Source organism: Streptococcus equi subsp. zooepidemicus (assembly GCF_015689395.1).
In the GTDB taxonomy this organism is placed as follows: Bacteria; Bacillota; Bacilli; order Lactobacillales; family Streptococcaceae; genus Streptococcus; species Streptococcus equi.
This window is the reverse complement of record NZ_CP065054.1, coordinates 1,849,384-1,867,293: the sequence shown is the minus strand read 5'-3', so window position 1 is coordinate 1,867,293 and position 17,910 is coordinate 1,849,384. Positions and strand designations below refer to the sequence as shown.

16 protein-coding genes and 1 tRNA gene are annotated in these 17,910 nt (G+C 42.3%); 14 read left to right on the top strand and 3 right to left on the bottom strand.

Annotated features, from left to right (window positions below):
• Nucleotides 1-79 precede the first annotated feature (79 nt).
• The 9 genes from pyrG (at nucleotide 80) to I2432_RS08820 (ending at nucleotide 9,179) form a co-directional block, all read left to right on the top strand.
• Nucleotides 80-1,684 (top strand): CTP synthase, encoded by a 1,605-nt coding sequence (gene pyrG / locus I2432_RS08860; RefSeq protein WP_111678569.1) that lies wholly within the window; start codon nucleotides 80-82, stop codon nucleotides 1,682-1,684.
• 368 nt (nucleotides 1,685-2,052) lie between these two features.
• Nucleotides 2,053-2,979, top strand: coding sequence for an alpha/beta hydrolase (locus I2432_RS08855; RefSeq protein ID WP_111678567.1), 927 nt, complete (start codon nucleotides 2,053-2,055; stop codon nucleotides 2,977-2,979).
• Between the two features lie 53 nt (nucleotides 2,980-3,032).
• Nucleotides 3,033-3,118: transfer RNA gene (locus I2432_RS08850), tRNA-Leu, on the top strand.
• Between the two features lie 200 nt (nucleotides 3,119-3,318).
• Nucleotides 3,319-4,200, top strand: coding sequence for a class II fructose-bisphosphate aldolase (locus I2432_RS08845; RefSeq protein WP_014623510.1), 882 nt, complete (start codon nucleotides 3,319-3,321; stop codon nucleotides 4,198-4,200).
• Nucleotides 4,201-4,794: 594 nt separating this feature from the next.
• On the top strand, nucleotides 4,795-5,160 hold the full coding sequence (locus tag I2432_RS08840) for a hypothetical protein (RefSeq protein WP_111678565.1): 366 nt from the start codon (nucleotides 4,795-4,797) through the stop codon (nucleotides 5,158-5,160).
• A gap of 495 nt (nucleotides 5,161-5,655) precedes the next feature.
• On the top strand, nucleotides 5,656-5,844 hold the full coding sequence (gene rpmB, locus I2432_RS08835; protein ID WP_002982870.1) for a 50S ribosomal protein L28: 189 nt from the start codon (nucleotides 5,656-5,658) through the stop codon (nucleotides 5,842-5,844).
• Nucleotides 5,845-5,995: 151 nt separating this feature from the next.
• Nucleotides 5,996-6,361 carry an Asp23/Gls24 family envelope stress response protein gene (locus tag I2432_RS08830; RefSeq protein WP_012516300.1) on the top strand — a complete coding sequence of 122 codons (366 nt, stop codon included), beginning with the start codon at nucleotides 5,996-5,998 and terminating at the stop codon, nucleotides 6,359-6,361.
• Entirely contained in the window at nucleotides 6,361-8,025 is a 1,665-nt protein-coding gene (locus I2432_RS08825) for a DAK2 domain-containing protein (protein WP_111678563.1), read from the top strand. Before I2432_RS08830 ends, I2432_RS08825 begins: the two co-directional genes overlap by 1 nt.
• A 263-nt stretch (nucleotides 8,026-8,288) precedes the next feature.
• Nucleotides 8,289-9,179: an SPFH domain-containing protein gene (locus I2432_RS08820; protein ID WP_021321140.1), complete on the top strand. Its 891-nt coding sequence runs from the start codon at nucleotides 8,289-8,291 to the stop codon at nucleotides 9,177-9,179.
• Nucleotides 9,180-9,694: 515 nt separating this feature from the next.
• Here I2432_RS08820 and I2432_RS08815 read toward each other — a convergent pair.
• The 3 genes from I2432_RS08815 to I2432_RS08805 all read right to left on the bottom strand — a co-directional run bounded on the left by I2432_RS08815 (nucleotide 9,695) and on the right by I2432_RS08805 (nucleotide 12,439).
• The gene (locus I2432_RS08815; protein WP_111678561.1) at nucleotides 9,695-9,811 is read right to left on the bottom strand and encodes a putative metal homeostasis protein; all 117 of its coding nucleotides are present in this window, start codon (nucleotides 9,809-9,811) and stop codon (nucleotides 9,695-9,697) included.
• A gap of 326 nt (nucleotides 9,812-10,137) precedes the next feature.
• Complete coding sequence (locus I2432_RS08810; RefSeq protein WP_012680102.1) at nucleotides 10,138-10,878, bottom strand: amino acid ABC transporter ATP-binding protein; 741 nt, start codon at nucleotides 10,876-10,878, stop codon at nucleotides 10,138-10,140.
• Nucleotides 10,871-12,439 (bottom strand): ABC transporter substrate-binding protein/permease, encoded by a 1,569-nt coding sequence (locus I2432_RS08805; protein WP_012516295.1) that lies wholly within the window; start codon nucleotides 12,437-12,439, stop codon nucleotides 10,871-10,873. The genes I2432_RS08810 and I2432_RS08805 overlap by 8 nt, the downstream gene beginning before the upstream one ends.
• A gap of 315 nt (nucleotides 12,440-12,754) precedes the next feature.
• Between I2432_RS08805 and I2432_RS08800 the strand changes: the two genes are divergently transcribed.
• The 5 genes from I2432_RS08800 (at nucleotide 12,755) to sufD (ending at nucleotide 17,892) form a co-directional block, all read left to right on the top strand.
• Nucleotides 12,755-13,594 (top strand): undecaprenyl-diphosphate phosphatase, encoded by an 840-nt coding sequence (locus I2432_RS08800; protein WP_206158735.1) that lies wholly within the window; start codon nucleotides 12,755-12,757, stop codon nucleotides 13,592-13,594.
• 119 nt (nucleotides 13,595-13,713) lie between these two features.
• Nucleotides 13,714-14,478 (top strand): adaptor protein MecA, encoded by a 765-nt coding sequence (gene mecA / locus I2432_RS08795; protein ID WP_012677379.1) that lies wholly within the window; start codon nucleotides 13,714-13,716, stop codon nucleotides 14,476-14,478.
• A 6-nt stretch (nucleotides 14,479-14,484) separates the two neighbouring features.
• Nucleotides 14,485-15,642: a glycosyltransferase family 4 protein gene (locus tag I2432_RS08790; RefSeq protein WP_206159089.1), complete on the top strand. Its 1,158-nt coding sequence runs from the start codon at nucleotides 14,485-14,487 to the stop codon at nucleotides 15,640-15,642.
• Nucleotides 15,643-15,768: 126 nt separating this feature from the next.
• The gene (gene sufC / locus I2432_RS08785) at nucleotides 15,769-16,539 is read left to right on the top strand and encodes a Fe-S cluster assembly ATPase SufC (protein ID WP_012516290.1); all 771 of its coding nucleotides are present in this window, start codon (nucleotides 15,769-15,771) and stop codon (nucleotides 16,537-16,539) included.
• Nucleotides 16,540-16,629: 90 nt separating this feature from the next.
• A complete protein-coding gene (gene sufD, locus I2432_RS08780; protein ID WP_206158734.1) occupies nucleotides 16,630-17,892 on the top strand; it encodes a Fe-S cluster assembly protein SufD in 1,263 nt (420 codons plus the stop codon).
• Nucleotides 17,893-17,910: the final 18 nt, after the last annotated feature.

The following is a 17,910-nucleotide window of genomic DNA, read 5'->3' as shown; positions in this document are numbered from 1 at the left end:
GTTACTAGCTAAAGTAGGACGATCTTTTAAAAATAAAAACGAGTTAGTCAGGCTTAACTCAAAAGGACAAAGGAGTGTTATGACAAAGTACATTTTTGTAACTGGTGGAGTTGTCTCATCAATCGGAAAAGGTATTGTAGCGGCTAGCCTTGGACGTTTATTGAAAAATCGTGGCCTAAAGGTAACGATCCAAAAATTCGACCCTTATATTAATATCGATCCTGGGACAATGAGCCCTTATCAGCATGGGGAGGTCTATGTCACTGATGATGGTGCAGAGACTGATTTGGACCTTGGTCACTACGAACGGTTTATTGACATTAATCTTAATAAATACTCAAATGTGACAACTGGTAAAATTTACAGTGAGGTGCTTCGTAAGGAGCGTAAGGGTGAATACCTTGGAGCTACTGTTCAGGTTATTCCACATATTACAGACGCCTTAAAGGAGAAGATCAAGCGCGCAGCTACGACCACAGATTCTGACGTGATTATTACCGAGGTTGGTGGAACTGTGGGAGACATTGAGAGTCTGCCATTCTTAGAAGCGCTTCGTCAAATGAAGGCAGATGTCGGCTCTGAAAATGTGATGTATATTCACACAACCCTGCTGCCTTATTTAAAAGCAGCTGGTGAGATGAAAACAAAGCCAACCCAGCACTCTGTCAAAGAATTACGGGGCTTAGGGATTCAGCCTAATATGCTTGTCATTCGTACTGAGGAGCCTGTTGAGCAAGGGATTAAAAATAAGCTGGCGCAATTTTGTGATGTTAACCCAGAAGCTGTTATTGAATCTCGTGACGTGGAGCATTTGTATCAAATTCCGCTGAATTTGCAGGCTCAATCAATGGACCAAATCGTCTGTGATCACTTGAAGCTAGACGTTCCTCAGGCAGATATGACAGAATGGTCAGCAATGGTTGATAAGGTGATGAACCTCAAGAAAACAACAAGGATTGCCTTGGTCGGTAAATATGTTGAGCTTCCAGATGCGTATCTGTCTGTCGTGGAAGCCCTGAAGCATTCTGGCTATGCCAATGCTGCTGCTATTGAGCTTGATTGGATTAATGCTAATGACTTGACAGCTGAAAACGCTAAGAAGCTGCTTGGGCAGGCCGATGGCATTATCGTTCCTGGCGGCTTTGGTCAGCGTGGAACAGAAGGAAAAATTCAAGCCATTCGCTATGCGCGTGAGCATGATGTGCCGATGCTGGGCATTTGCTTAGGCATGCAATTAACCTGTGTTGAGTTTGCTCGTCATGTCCTAGGCATGGAAAAGGCCAATTCGTTTGAGCTGGATCCAGATACTGCCTATCCAATCATTGATATTATGCGTGATCAAATTGATATTGAGGACATGGGAGGAACATTACGTCTGGGTCTATACCCATGTAAGCTAAAAGCTGGCTCAAGAGCTGCAGCAGCCTACAATAACCAAGAGGTGGTGCAGCGCCGTCATCGCCACCGTTACGAATTTAACAATAAATTCCGCCAAGATTTTGAAGCAGCAGGCTTTGTTTTCTCAGGTGTTTCACCGGACAATCGTTTGGTAGAGATTGTGGAATTGCCAGAGAAGAAATTCTTTGTAGCAGCCCAATACCACCCAGAGCTACAAAGCCGTCCTAATCGTCCTGAAGAGCTATACACTGCCTTTATTACAGCAGCAGTGGAAAATAAACATTAAAGCCTTTAAATCTAGTGTGACGTAAGAGGCTATCCTTGAGTCTTATTTAGGTGCTGAGAGTTAGCAGCTTTGATAGGCTTATTAAGTCTTTGAGTGGCTGATGAGATGATGACATCAGCCACTTTTAATATAGCAAAAAGCACCATTTTACCTCTTATCAAATGCTGTCAGCGGACTTCCTCTTGATCTGGTCAAATCTATTTTGAAGGTAGCTTGTATATTCTTTAAACTATTGAGCTTCAATTCCTGTGAAAACGCTTTAGCTACTGGCTGGCTTGAGATTTGGCCTTAAGAAGGCAGTAAAAAGGTATCGGTTATTTTTAGCATAAAGCTTTCTTTTTTCCATATTTTCTTGTAGAATAGTCGGTATGAAAACCATTCGATTATCAAAGTATTTTGGCATTTTACTGCTCTTGTTGACCCTGGCTAGTGTGGGAGCTAGCTTTTATTTCTTCCATGTTGCTCAGGTGCGTGAGGAAAAATCATTTATCAACAATAAAAAACGAACCCCAGACAATCCTTTGTACCCAGCAGAGCTAGCTTTTGACAGCTTGACGCGTGAAAAACGCAGTATTACTAACAGAGGACGTCAGCAGGTCGCATGGTATTTGCCTGCCTCGCAGGATACTCATAAGACAGCTATTGTCGTTCATGGCTTTACAAATGATAAAGAAGACATGAAGCCCTATGCCATGCTTTTTCACAGCCTAGGCTACAATGTGCTGATACCAGATAATGAGGCTCATGGTGAGAGTGAGGGTGACTTGATTGGCTATGGTTGGAATGATCGCTTGAACCTACTTGCCTGGATTGATTTGCTCGTTAGCGAGGATAAAGACAGTCGCATTAGCTTATTTGGCTTATCCATGGGTGCCGCAACAGTTATGATGGCAAGCGGTGAGCAGCTACCTAGTCAGGTTGTCAATATTGTTGAGGATTGTGGCTATACTAGTGTTTGGGACGAACTGAAATTCCAAGCTAAGGCCATGTACAATCTACCAGCCTTTCCCTTGCTGTATGAGGTTTCAGCCCTCTCTAAAATTCGTGCCGGCTTTAGCTATGGTGAGGCTAGCTCGGTGAAGCAATTGGCTAAAAATAAGCTGCCAGTCCTCTTTATTCATGGCGACAAGGATACCTTTGTCCCGACAGAGATGGTCTATCAAAACTATCAGGCAACAAAAGGTCCTAAAGAGCTAATGGTTGTTAAGGGGGCTAAGCATGCCAAGTCCTTTGAGACCAATCCCGATCAGTACAAGGAAAAGATTGCGGCCTTTTTGCAAAAATATGAGAAATAAGTATTGACAGTAAAGCTCCCAGCTGATATAATTTTATATGTTGCTGATGAGCAGCGGGGATGGCGGAATTGGCAGACGCGCAGGACTAAGGATCCTGTGACCGCTTTAGGTCGTGTGGGTTCAAGTCCCACTCTCCGCATCGCAGAGGTGAATCTTGGATTCATCTTTTTTTATTTCCTGAAAAGACTGCTACTAGCCAAATACTCAATTGTGAGCCTGTGATAAGATGAATCGAGAAAACGCTTTAAGCTGATGAGGGGCTGGAAATTTCTTGAAAATTGTGCTAAAATGAACAATGTAAATGGGGTTAACCCAAAATATAAGAGGAGGCTTATTAAAATGCCAATCGTTTCAGCAGAAAAATTTGTCCAAGCAGCACGTGATAACGGCTATGCTGTTGGTGGATTTAACACAAACAACCTTGAATGGACTCAAGCGATCCTGCGTGCAGCAGAAGCTAAACAAGCTCCTGTTCTTATCCAAACCTCAATGGGTGCAGCTAAATACATGGGTGGCTACAAGCTAGCTAAGGTTCTTATCGAAACTCTTGTAGAATCAATGAACATCACTGTACCGGTTGCGATCCATCTTGATCATGGTCACTATGAAGATGCTCTTGAATGTATCGAGGTTGGTTACACTTCAATCATGTTTGACGGTTCACACCTTCCAGTTGAAGAAAACCTTGAGAAAGCACGTGAAATTGTTAAGCTAGCACATGCTAAGGGTGTTTCAGTTGAAGCTGAGGTAGGTACAATTGGTGGTGAAGAAGACGGTATCATCGGTAGTGGTGAGCTTGCTCCGATTGAAGATGCTAAGGCAATGGTTGCTACAGGAATTGACTTCTTGGCTGCAGGTATTGGTAATATCCATGGACCATACCCAGAAAACTGGACTGGTCTTGATCTAGATCACTTGAAGAAATTGACTGATGCTGTACCAGGCTTCCCAATCGTGCTTCATGGTGGCTCAGGTATTCCTGACGATCAAATTCAAGCAGCTATCAAGCTTGGTGTTGCAAAGGTTAATGTTAATACAGAGTGTCAAATTGCATTTGCCAATGCTACTCGTGCCTTTGCGCGTGATTACGAAGCAAACGTTGCAGAATACGATAAGAAAAAACTCTTTGACCCACGTAAATTCTTGGCAGATGGTGTTAAGGCGATCCAGGCTTCTGTTGAAGAACGTATTGATGTCTTTGGCTCAGCAAACAAGGCTTAATGACTGCTAAACGTGATTAAATCAGGGTTTATCCGCAAGGATAGGCCTTTTTATAGTCCCTTCACCCAAATACCCTTGCCGATAAAGAATAGCCCTGCTTGGGGGATTGTGTCTTTGTCTTTGAGGTGTGTGCCAGCAGATGTCTGTGGTAAGAGCTACTCTGCTATGACTGGAAGAATCTTGAACGTTCTTGAATGAAACGCTTTGTACTATCCAAACATTACCATACTTATGCTGAAATAGGTGGCTCATGATATGCTTGCTGAAGCAGAGTCTTTGACACTATCAGCTACTACTGCGCAATTGTTTCCTTATTTGTCAGGCCTATTATTTTAATAAGATAAGCTGAGAGAACTATTGCTAAGGCTTCATTCGGTAGCTGTCTATGCCTCTTTGTCTTAGAGAGTTTTTGATGAGATCACAGGTGGTGCGACTAAAGGGAATTTTATCATGTAGCATCTTGCTTGTTGGATCTAGTCAGGTCATCTGTTCACAGCTTTATTTTTACTTATCTCTAATATAATACTTTTTATTTTACAATATAGTTGCGTTTTAGTATTATTTAATTAGAAAAAGTAAAAAGGAGAAATTGCTATGGCAGCTCTAAATATTTCAAAAAAGCCCCTTTTAAAGGGCCTTGGACTACTATCTGTCTGTCTTGGCTTAGCAGTTGGTACTAGCCAGACAGCCTTTGCGCATGTATCAACCTTCTATTGGAATAGGTCTTGGTACCCGTCTCAGCAAATTAAAGGCACTTGGGAGGAGGTACTAAAGAAAAGAGAGGAATTAATCAAGAAGATTAAAGCTTCTGATCTAGACGGCTTTATTATGACCAATTATATTGATACCATTAACAGCCATGTTTTCCTCTATAAGCTTTTATATCTTGAAGAGCATATTGATGTATTGATTGCAAGGGCTAAGGCCGAAGTCGAAAATGGAAGTAGACCTAAGGATTGACGCTCGTCGCTAACCAGTACAGTGGTCACTATGCTGATGGAGATGACTAACATCAAAAAAGACTAAGCATTGAGCACTTCTTAAGCTAATTTGCAGAGGTGCTGCCTTGCTTAGTCTTTTTTAGTATGCTAGTGCCTGAATGGTTATGGCGTTTTAATCAGTCAGGTTGTTGAGCAAATAGCCAATCAGACAAAAATAAGCCTCACCTGTTCTAGCGTTTTTTTAGCGTCCCAAGAGAAGGCTACTAGGCTAAAGATAGCTTTTTGACAGCCTTTTGACTGGTGAGACAGCAAATTCTGCTGATACCGATTGATTGAGCTGCAAGAGAGTGCCAAGTGAGAGGCTTGCTTAGTGATAGAGGGGTTGTGTTTATTTTCAGATAATAAGTAAGTAGAAAAAATAGCTTGCTAAAATATAGGAGTTGTGATAGACTAGATAAGTATGTGGTGCTAGCACATCCGTAAACATATTCTACCTAGGAGGAAATAGATTACAATGGCTAAAGTATGTTATTTTACAGGTCGTAAGACTGTATCTGGTAACAACCGTTCACACGCTATGAACCAAACAAAACGTACTGTTAAACCAAATCTTCAAAAAGTTACTATCCTTGTTGATGGTAAACCAAAAAAAGTTTGGGCTTCAGCTCGTGCGCTTAAATCTGGTAAAGTAGAACGCATCTAATCGAAATAAGCCTTAGGGCTTTTTTTCTTAGTCGTTTTCAGAAAAAGCCTAGAAAAGCATGATAGAGATGACCTTTCTTCGCTTATATCTTTTTACATTGACCTTGAATTATGATAAAATAAGCTGATAAAAACTTTTTGAGGTAGTAACTATGACTGTAAAAATTAATACAAAAGATGGTCTAATTGAGCTATCTGATGACGTTATTGCAACTGTCGTTGGAGGTTCAGCAACGGAAATTTTTGGCGTTGTTGGTATGGCTAGTAAAAGTGCTCTAAAAGATAACTTTCAATCGCTACTTCGCAAAGAAAATTATGCTAAGGGTGTAGTTGTTAAGTCAACGGACATGGGTATTTCAGTTGATGTCTATACTGTTATGAGCTACGGTGTTAAGATTAGTGAGGTATCCAAAAATATTCAGGAGCGTGTGAAATTTAACCTTGAGAGTCAGCTTGGGCTTTCTGCGGATATGGTGAATGTTTACGTGCAAAATATTAAAGTTGTAGGAGAAAATTAGTGTCAAATATTACAACAAGCTTATTCCAAGAAATGGTCCAAGCGGCAGCAACTCGTCTTGGTAAACAAGCAGAATATGTCAATTCCTTAAATGTTTTTCCTGTACCAGATGGTGATACAGGAACTAATATGAGCATGACAATGGATAATGGTGCTAAAGAGGTTGCTGATAAGCCAGCTTCAACGGTTGGTGAGGTTGGGCAGATCCTATCCAAGGGTCTCTTGATGGGGGCGCGTGGCAATTCTGGTGTTATTACCTCGCAGCTTTTTCGTGGCTTTGGCCAAAGCATCAAGTCAAAAGAGGAGCTGACAGGTAAGGACCTAGCCCAGGCCTTTCAAATGGGAGTTGAGGTTGCCTACAAGGCGGTGATGAAGCCTGTTGAGGGAACTATTTTGACCGTTTCTCGTGGTGCAGCAACAGCAGCCTTGAAAAAGGCAGATCTGACTGATAATGCCATTGAGGTGATGCAGGCAGCGCTAGATGGTGCAAAAGGGGCTCTTGCAAAAACACCAGACCTGCTGCCAGTTTTGAAGGAGGTTGGTGTTGTTGACTCAGGAGGTCAAGGCCTTGTCTTTATTTACGAAGGCTTCTTGTCTGCCTTAAATGGTGATTATGTGGCTTCTGAGGACTTTAAGGCCACTCCTGCCAATATGTCTGAGATGATTAAGGCTGAGCACCACAAATCAGTTGCAGGTCATGTTGCTACCGAGGATATTACCTACGGCTATTGTACTGAGATCATGGTTGCCCTAAAGCAGGGTCCTACCTATGTTAAAGAGTTTAATTATGATGAATTTCAGGGCTATTTGAGTGGACTTGGTGATTCGCTTTTAGTGGTAAATGATGATGAGATCGTTAAGGTTCACGTCCATACAGAGGATCCGGGGCTAGTGATGCAAGAGGGTCTGAAGTATGGCTCACTGATCAAAATTAAAGTAGACAACATGCGCAATCAGCATGAGGCACAGGTACAAAAAATAGACAATGGGCCTGCTAAGGCGGAGGCAAAAGAGTTTGGTCTGATTGCTGTTGTTGCAGGTGATGGCCTGGCAGAGATTTTTAAGGCACAGGGAGTTGACTACATAATCTCAGGTGGGCAAACCATGAATCCATCTACTGAGGATATTGTCAAGGCTATTGAAGCTGTCAATGCTAAGCAGGTGATTATCTTACCGAACAATAAAAACATCTTCATGGCAGCCCAATCTGCAGCAGAGGTTGTGGATATTCCTGCGGCTGTTGTGGAGACACGTACAATTCCACAAGGCTTCACGAGCCTACTGGCCTTTGATCCTTCAAAAGCCTTGGAGGATAATGTGGCTGATATGACAGCAAGCCTATCTGATGTGGTTAGTGGAAGTGTGACTCTGGCTGTGCGCGATACAATGATTGATGGCCTCGATATTCATGAAAATGACTTTTTAGGAATGGTCGATGGCAGCATTGTAGTATCAAATCCAGATATGGAAGCTACTCTAAAGACTACCTTTGATCACATGATTGATGAGGACAGCGAAATCGTTACGATCTTCATTGGTGAAGAGGGCAGCAGTGAAGTAGCTCAAGGTCTTGCTGATTACCTTGAGGAAAAATATGAAGATATTGAGGTTGAGCTACATCAGGGAGATCAGCCTGTGTATCCATATCTCATGAGTGTTGAATAATGAATAAAACAAAGAGAGGAGTTAGGCAATGCTTGACTCCTTTTGTCTTCACAAGGAAGATGTGACCATTAAGCAGCAGTGATTGCAACCTGACGTCAGGTGTAGACTTTTTAGTGGTCTCTAGCAGCTGTAAAACCGGCTGATAGACGTTGAGATTTTTATTGACAAAAGGCAAAAATATTTTATAATTGTCTTATAACAATGAGGCAATAATAAAAAGCCGTATAGCTATCGAGCCAGGGCTTAATAAGGAGGAGATTAACATGTTAGAAGCTATTTTGATTATTGGATTTCTAGTGATTGTGATATTATCCATTATGGCAAGCACGCTGTATGTGGTGCGCCAGCAATCTGTTGCTATTATAGAGCGCTTTGGGAAATATCAAGGCACAGCTACTAGTGGTATTCATATTCGATTGCCCTTTGGGATTGACCGCATTGCTGCGCGTGTGCAATTGCGCTTGCTGCAATCAGAGATTATCGTTGAAACAAAGACCAAGGACAATGTTTTTGTGACGCTAAATGTTGCGACTCAATATCGTGTGAATGAGCAAAATGTGATAGATGCTTATTACAAATTGATCAAGCCAGAGGCTCAAATTAGGTCTTATATTGAGGATGCTTTGCGTTCTTCTGTTCCAAAGCTAACCTTAGATGAATTGTTTGAGAAAAAAGATGAAATTGCCTTGGAGGTGCAGCATCAGGTAGCAGAAGAAATGTCAACCTATGGCTATATTATTGTAAAGACCTTGATTACAAAGGTTGAGCCAGACGCTGAAGTCAAGCAGTCTATGAATGAAATTAATGCTGCTCAGCGTAAGCGTGTGGCAGCACAGGAATTAGCTAATGCTGATAAGATTAAAATTGTAACTGCCGCAGAAGCGGAAGCCGAAAAGGATCGCCTGCATGGTGTCGGTATTGCACAGCAGCGTAAGGCTATTGTTGATGGCTTGGCTGATTCTATTCAAGAATTGAAGGAGGCTAATATCTCACTGAATGAAGAGCAGATCATGTCAATTCTTCTGACCAACCAGTACTTAGATACCCTCAATACCTTTGCTGCAAAGGGTAATCAGACCCTTTTCCTACCAAATACTCCAAATGGTGTTGATGATATTCGCACTCAGGTGCTATCAGCCTTAAAAACAAAATAACAGGTGTTCAGCAAGCTGGTTAGAATCAGCTTGCTTTTGTGTTATGGCTAGTCAATTGTCTAGACGAGTAAAACAGGCAGTCGTTCCTATTCCACTATTGTCTTAAGCATGATGGCTGTTGAAAAACGTTGCTATGTCTGAAATAGTAGCAAGAGTCATAGGCTCAAACAGCTTAGAAGCTAGAGCAATTGCAATGGTTACCTCAATCGCCTTTGAAGCTTAGCTGCTAAGAGAGCAACTGTGAGCTTAAGTGCTGCTTTGTGCTGTGCTAAAGGACAGAATCTCTTGGTACTCAGTTGCTTGAAAATGCTGAGGCATGACCCCTAAAGGCTGAGTGTAGCATTTCCTAACTACTGCTTTTGGTAGCTCTATCAGATATTTGCCTCCTAAGCTTGTTAGTGGTTAATAATGCTTAAAGCTTTCTTTTCTTGGGCATCAAAAAATGATTAAGACGGAGGGATGGTGTCCTAATCATTTTTTGTCTGACTTAAATTTGGAGAGATAAAAATAGAATACTATTTTTTACCGTAACGTTTGTACTCGTGAATAATCTTCAGAGCACGTTTTTTAGTTTTAATATTTGGGCTTTTTAGTCTTCTGTAAGCTGACGCGAGGTCAGTTTTTTCGGCCATGCTATCCTCCTACTAAAATATATTATTAACGTTAATAAAAACAGTATAGCACAAAGTCATTAACCGGTAAAGTATTTTGTGTTAAAATTTTAGAATAGAGATCAGGCTTAACGGCTACCGTCTCATTTGAGAAATGATATTTGTAGACCAGTCGCTTTAGAAGCTTTGAAGAGTGTATCAGCCTGCTCTTCCAAAAGGAGGCTTATTATCTGTACCTGTTGAGTGAGGGAAATAGTATTATAATCAGTTTTTAATCTGAAGTATTAGCAGGTGTGACTTATCAAAAAAAGCCAATTTAACACCTATGGTTAGATTGGCTTTCAAGCTTATGACAAAAAGCGCTGTAAAAATGCTTTGGTTCGGTCCTGCTTTGGCTGCTCAAAGAGCTGCTTTGGTGTGCCTTCTTCTGCAATGAGCCCCTTATCCATGAAAATGACACGGTCAGAAACATCTCTTGCAAACTCCATTTCGTGAGTGACAATAATCATGGTCAAGCCTGATTTAGCCAGATCCTGCATGGTTTTTAAGACCTCTGCGACCATTTCTGGGTCAAGAGCTGATGTTGGCTCATCAAACAGCATGGCTTCAGGATTAACAGATAAGGCACGAGCGATGGCGACACGTTGCTTTTGTCCGCCTGATAGCTGCTTAGGCTTGGCTTGCCAGTATTGCTCGGTCATGCCAACTGCCTTGAGATTTTCCTTGGCGATTTTTTCAGCCTCTGATCGTTCTCTCTTGAGGACAGTTGTTTGAGCTACGATTGCATTTTCTAAAACGTTAAGATTTTCAAAGAGATTGAAGGACTGGAAAACCATGCCCAATTTTTCACGGTAATGGGTCAGATTGTAGCCTTCTGCGAGCACATTATCACCATGAAAGAGAATTTCTCCGGCGCTGGGCTCTTCTAATAGATTGATGGAGCGTAGGAGGGTTGATTTGCCTGATCCAGATGAACCGATGATTGAAATCACCTCTCCTTTATTGACGGTTAGCGAGATGTCCTTTAGGACCTCGTTATTTCCATAAGACTTTTTTAGGTTTTTAATTTCAATAATAGGATTAGACATTTGGGACCTCCGAAACTTGCATTTGGTTTGCTCCGGTAGTGTAAGTATCAGCATCGAAGCGACGTTCGATATAACGAAGGATACGCGTTACCGTAAAGGTTAGGACGAAGTAAATAATAGCGATAATGGTAAAGGTTTGGAAGTATTGATAAGTCTGAGTAGCCACTGTATTTCCTGAGAAATATAGCTCAACCACTGAAATGACATTCAAGACAGAGGTGTCCTTGATATTGATGACAAACTCATTACCAGTAGCAGGTAGGATATTACGAACCACCTGAGGAAGGACAATCTGACGCATGGTTTGCCCATGAGTAAAGCCAAGGGCTGTTGCTGCTTCAAATTGCCCTTTGTCAACTGCAAAGATACCGCCTCGGACAATTTCACTCATGTAAGCACCTGTGTTGATTGAGACAATAACGATAGCTGCTAGTGTGCGGTCAATGGAAATGCCAAAGGCCTGTGCAGTGCCGTAGTAGATCACCATTGATTGAACAATCATTGGCGTACCACGAAAGACTTCGATATAGACGTTGAGTAGTCCACCAAAGAGCCTTTGAGCTAGCGCTGCCAATTTGCCCTTAGCCTTTGGTGCTGTACGGTAAATACCAATCAAGAGACCGATGAAAAGTCCTGTGATAGTACCAATCATCGAAATCAGGAGGGTCATGCCTGTCCCGCGAAGGAATTGCTTCCAGTTGCTTTGAAAGATTGACCAGGTTTGCTTGATAAAGGAGGGCTTTGCTTCATCAGCTTTGGGCTCGCTTGGCTGCTGTTGGATCATCTTGTCCATCAAGGCAAGGCGTTCCTTTTGAGAAATGGCATCAAGCACTTGATTGACTGCTGTAAGGCGGTCGTCTCCTTTTTTCATGCCAATGGCAATGGCAGCGTCTGACTCCGAAACGGTAAACCCTTTTGTTAGAGTGATCATTTTAAAGGCTTTGTTGGCAGTCTCGGCTGTCATTGCCTCAGGGCGCTCGGAGATATAGCCATCAATCACCCCAGAGGTTAGAGCCTGGCGCATTTGAGAAAAATCTCCCATTGGTGTTTGAAGCTTTGCCCCCTCTAGCTGTGGCAGCAGGTTGACATGCCACACGCCCTGTTGAGCAGTTACCTTAGCACCTGAAAAATCTTTGATAGAACGAGCCTTGGCATACTTACCATTTGAGGCGACAACAATGACTGGCTCGCTGGTGTAGTAGCTGTTAGAAAAGGCAATTTCTTTTTTGCGCTCTGCTGTTGGGCTCATACCAGCTGCAATTAAATCAATCTTACCTGAGGTCAGAGCCGGAATAAGACCTGTCCATGAGGTTTTTACAACCAATAAGTCTTTGTTTAATGCTTTTGCAATTTTTTTAGCGATTTGCACATCATAGCCATTGGCGTATTGGCTGGTTCCTTCGATAGGAACAGCGCCATTTGACGAATCATCTTGAGTCCAGTTAAATGGAGAGTAAGCCGCCTCCATACCAACTCGTAAATAGTGATCTGCTTGCACAGTACCTATTCCTCCAAGAAAAATAAGTAAGGTGGCCAAGCAGCTAAGGACTAGCTTTTTCATATAGGTCTCCTTTTCTAAAAACGTGTTTAATACTATTCTATAGTAATTTACAAGCTATTTCAATACATTGGTTAAAAGAGGTGATTATTTATTCATAAAACAAGTGAAGAAATGATTAAAAATAAGCTTTTTCTTATGAAGTCACTGATTTATTAAAGGTGTCATTTATGGTACAATATGAACAAGCAAAAAAAGCAATACCCCATTGCTGTTGCTTGGTGACTGTGGTTGCGGCTTCTCCGCTGGCAATGGAGGAGGAAGTGGTGTTCTTTTAGGACGGGCTAGATATGAGAGCCTTTGTTAGAAGGAGGAAACATGTTATTTATTGAATTGCTGAAGGCCATCTTCTTTGGTGTTATTGAGGGAGTTACTGAGTGGCTGCCTATTTCCAGTACTGGACATCTGATTTTGGTCCAGGAATTTATCAGGCTTCATCAGGATAAGGCCTTTATGGAGATGTTTAATATTGTTATTCAGCTGGGAGCGATTATTGCGGTTATTGTTATTTACTTTGAACGCTTGAACCCTTTTCAGCCTGGCAAGAGCCCACAGCAAATCAGGCTAACCTGGCAGCTGTGGCTTAAGGTTGCTATTGCTTGTATTCCGGCTATTATCATTGCAGTACCACTTGATGATTGGTTTGACGCTCATTTTAATCATATGCTTCCTATTGCTATTGCATTGATTGTTTATGGGATAGCCTTTTTATGGATTGAAAAGAGAAATCAGACACTTGAGCCGCGAGTCGTCAAGCTATCTCGTATGTCCTATAAAACAGCCTTCTTTATTGGCTGCTTTCAGGTGCTTAGCATTATTCCTGGGACCAGTCGTTCGGGAGCAACGATTTTAGGGGCGATTATTCTTGGAGCAAGCAGGACAGTTGCTGCGGACTTTACCTTCTTTTTGGCCATTCCGACGATGTTTGGCTATAGTGGCCTAAAAGCTTTGAAGTTTTTTATTGATGGCAACCATTTGACCCTCTCGCAGCTATTAGTGCTTTTAGTTGCCAGCCTAACAGCCTTTGCAGTCAGTCTGTATGTGATCAAATTGTTAACAGATTATGTTAAAAAGCATGATTTTACAGTCTTTGGGCGGTACCGGATTGTGTTGGGAAGCTTATTGATTGTCTACAGTGTATTTAAGTCACTTTTTTAGAAATCGTCAGGCAGTTTTCCTAGGAAGGCTGCTTTTACTTGCTGTAAGGCTAGTCATAAATTGCGAAATCATAGCATTTCTAGTATAATAAAATGACTACGCCTGCGAGGTATTTTACAATGGAAATGAAACAAATTAGCGAGACAACGCTAAAAATAACAATTAGTATGGACGATTTAGAAGAAAGGGGGATGGAGCTCAAGGACTTCTTGATCCCTCAAGAAAAGACAGAGGAGTTCTTTTATGCTGTCATGGACGAGTTGGACCTTCCGGACAATTTTAAGGACAGTGGTATGCTTAGCTTTCGAGTGACTCCAAGAAAGGATCGCTTAGATGTTTTTGTGACCAAATCAGACCTCAATAAGGACCTTAATTTTGAGGATTTGGCAGACCTAGGTGATATTTCCCAGATGACTCCAGAGGATTTTTTCAGAAGCTTGGAGCAGTCTATGCGTGAAAAGGGTGATGTCAATGCCCATGAAAAGCTTGAAAAAATCGAGGAGATCATGGAGGACGTGGTTGATGCTACCTTGGCTGAGCAAGCAGATAGTAAGGAAGCTGCTGAGCTTGATGAGCCGACGGAGCCACTTGATTATGTTCACTATGTTCTTGATTTTGCTTCTGTTCGAGACGCTGTTTGCTTTGCTAAGGTGATTGATTTTCCGATCGAGGCTTCTGAATTGTATAAGGGTCCTCGTCATTATCACATGACGATTTTACTTGATGTGCAAAACAAGCCTGCCTACTTTGCCAACGTGATGTATGCCAGATTGATTGAGCATGCTAGTCCTGGTACAAAAACAAGAGCTTATTTGCAGGAGCATGGTTGTCAGCTCATTTTTGATGGTGCTGTTGAGGAGCTGCAAAAAATCAGGTTGGGGTAGGGTATGATGATTTCGTTCACGATAGATGATGTCTTGGTTTTAATTGGTGCCTTGCTGATGTCACTTTTATTAACGCCAATTGTACGTTTTCTAAGCATTAGAGTCGGTGTGGTAGATACTCCAAATGCTAGACGGATTAATAAGGTTCCCATGCCGACTAGTGGAGGCTTGGCTATCTTTACTTCCTTTGTGATTACGAGTCTGGTACTGATGCCTCTGGCATCAAATGGTGCTCATATTGGCGGGCAAACCTATTTTCAGTATATTTTGCCAGTTGTCTTAGGAGGCTTGGTGGTTACCGTAACAGGCTTTATAGACGATGTGTATGAGCTAAGTCCTAAGCTGAAAATGCTGGGAATTGTCATTGGTGCCATTATTGTCTGGGCCTTTACTGACTTTAAATTTGATAGCTTTAAGATTCCTTTTGGTGGACCCTTGCTGGCTTTTGAACCTTTCTTGACCTTCTTTTTAACCGTTCTTTGGATTATCTCAATTACCAATGCGATTAATCTTATTGATGGCTTAGATGGTCTAGTCAGTGGTGTTTCGATTATTAGCTTAGTAACAATGGCTATTGTAGCTTATTTCTTTTTGCCATTGACAAATTTCTTTTTAACCCTGACGATTTTAATCCTGATTGCGTCTATTGCTGGCTTTTTTCCTTATAACTATCACCCGGCTATTATTTATCTTGGGGATACAGGAGCGCTTTTTATCGGCTTTATGATTGGTGTGTTATCATTGCAGGGCTTGAAAAATGCAACTGCGGTAGCGGTTGTTACACCGGTTATTATTTTAGGTGTTCCAATTATGGATACGATTGTGGCGATTATTCGTCGAAGCCTGTCTGGAAAGAAATTTTACGAGCCTGATAAGATGCACTTGCATCACCGTCTCTTGTCTATGGGATTTACACATCGCGGCGCAGTGCTGGTTGTTTATGGTATTGCTATGCTTTTTTCCTTGATTTCTCTGTTGCTGAATGTCTCTAGTCGTATTGGTGGGGTCTTGCTTATCTTGGGACTCTTATTTGCCCTAGAGGTCTTTATTGAAGGTATTGAGATCTGGGGAGAAAAACGAACGCCCCTATTCAACCTCTTGAAGTTTATCGGTAATAGCGATTACCGTCAGACCACGCTTTCAAAATGGAAGCAAAAGAAATGATTTCAGACAAGTAAAAAGCCTGCTGGGGCTTTTTTTGTTATAATGAAGATAATGAAAGCATTAGGCTATTTTCAGGAAAGACCATGAAGATACTGAAATAGCCTAATAGAAATGATGAGGTATACAATGTCAATTCTTGAAATCAACAATTTGCATGTTTCGATAGAGGATAAAGAGATTTTAAAGGGGGTCAATCTGACCCTAAGGACAGGTGAAATTGCTGCTATCATGGGACCAAATGGAACAGGGAAATCAACACTGTCAGCAGCGATTATGGGCAATCCCAACTATCAAGTGACAGAGGGTGAGATCTTACTAGATGGTGTCAATATTCTGGAGCTAGAGGTTGATGAGCGTGCGAGACTGGGGCTTTTCCTAGCGATGCAATACCCGTCTGAGATTCCAGGAATTACCAATGCCGAATTTATGCGGGCCGCTATGAATGCAGGTAAAGAGGACAAGGATAAGATTTCTGTTCGTGACTTCATTACCAAGCTAGATGAGAAGATGGCCTTGCTTGGTATGAAGGAGGAAATGGCAGAGCGCTACCTCAATGAGGGCTTTTCTGGCGGTGAGAAAAAAAGAAATGAAATCCTGCAATTGCTTATGCTGGAGCCTAAGTTTGCGCTGTTAGATGAGATTGACTCAGGCCTTGATATTGATGCTCTAAAGGTGGTGTCAAAAGGGGTTAATGAGATGCGTGGTCAGGCATTTGGTGCGATGATTATTACCCATTACCAGCGCTTGCTTAATTACATCACTCCGGACTTGGTGCATGTCATGATGGATGGTCGGATAGTCCTATCAGGAGATGCTGCGCTTGCTACACGACTCGAAAAAGAAGGCTATGCAGGCATTGCTGAGGAGCTAGGCATTGACTATAAAGAAGAGGTCTAAGCTGCAGGGCTGTCTAAGGCTTCGCCATAGCTATACTGATTAGTATGTTTGCTGATGATTGAAAAGCTTACCAGAAAAAAGGAAGGATAGATGACAAAAGAAAAGATATTGGCCTTCTCTCAAGCGCATGCTGAGCCTGCTTGGCTGCAAGAGCTGCGCTTAAAGGCCTTTGATGTGATGCCACATTTAGAGCTGCCTACTATTGAACGGGTTAAGTTTCACCGCTGGAACTTTGGTGATGGTAGCCTGACAGAAAGCACTGGCCTAGGAGCTGTTCCAGATTTTATGGCCTTGGGTGATAATCCTAAGCTGGTTCAGATTGGGACACAGACAGTTCTTGAGCAGCTTCCTATGGAATTGATCGAAAAGGGGGTTGTTTTTACAGACCTTGCTACAGCTTTAGAGGAGATTCCAGAGCAGCTTGAGGCTCATTTTGGCTCTGCCTTAGCCTTTGATGAGCATAGACTGGCGGCCTATCATTCTGCTTATTTTAACAGTGCGGCTGTGCTATATGTTCCAGATCATGTTGAAATTGAGCAGCCAATTGAAGGGATTTTCTTGCAAGATAGTGATAGTGATGTTCCCTTTAACAAGCATGTGCTCATCATTGCAGGTAAAGAAAGCAAGCTGACCTATCTTGAGCGCTTTGAGTCTGTCGGAGACGGGACCCAAGCAGCTAGTGCCAATATTAGCGTTGAGGTCATTGCTCAGGAGGGAAGTCAGATCAAGTTTTCAGCGATTGATCGTCTAGGTGATCAGGTGACAGCCTATATCAGTCGCAGAGGCCGCTTAGATCGGGATGCGACCATTGATTGGGCGCTTGCTCTGATGAATGAGGGCAATGTTATTGCTGATTTTGATAGTGATTTGATTGGTCAAGGCTCACAGGCTGATGTGAAGGTGGTTGCTGCTTCAAGTGGTCGCCAAGTTCAGGGGATTGATACCCGAGTAACCAACTATGGGAAGCATACGGTTGGGCATATTTTACAGCATGGGGTTATCTTGGAGCGTGGGACATTGACATTTAATGCTATCGGTCATATCATTAAGGGAGCAAAGGGTGCTGATGCTCAGCAAGAAAGTCGTGTCCTGATGCTGTCAGATCAAGCTCGCTCTGATGCCAACCCTATTCTCTTGATTGATGAAAATGAGGTGACAGCAGGCCATGCCGCCTCTATCGGCCAGGTGGATCCTGAGGACATGTATTATCTAATGAGTAGAGGACTAGACCAAGAGACTGCTGAGCGTCTTGTTATTCGAGGCTTTCTTGGTGCAGTGGTGGCAGAGATCCCTGTGCCGTCGGTTCGTCAGGATATTATCACTGCCTTAGATGATAAGCTGGCACGTCGTTAGTTACTAGTCAAAGAAAGG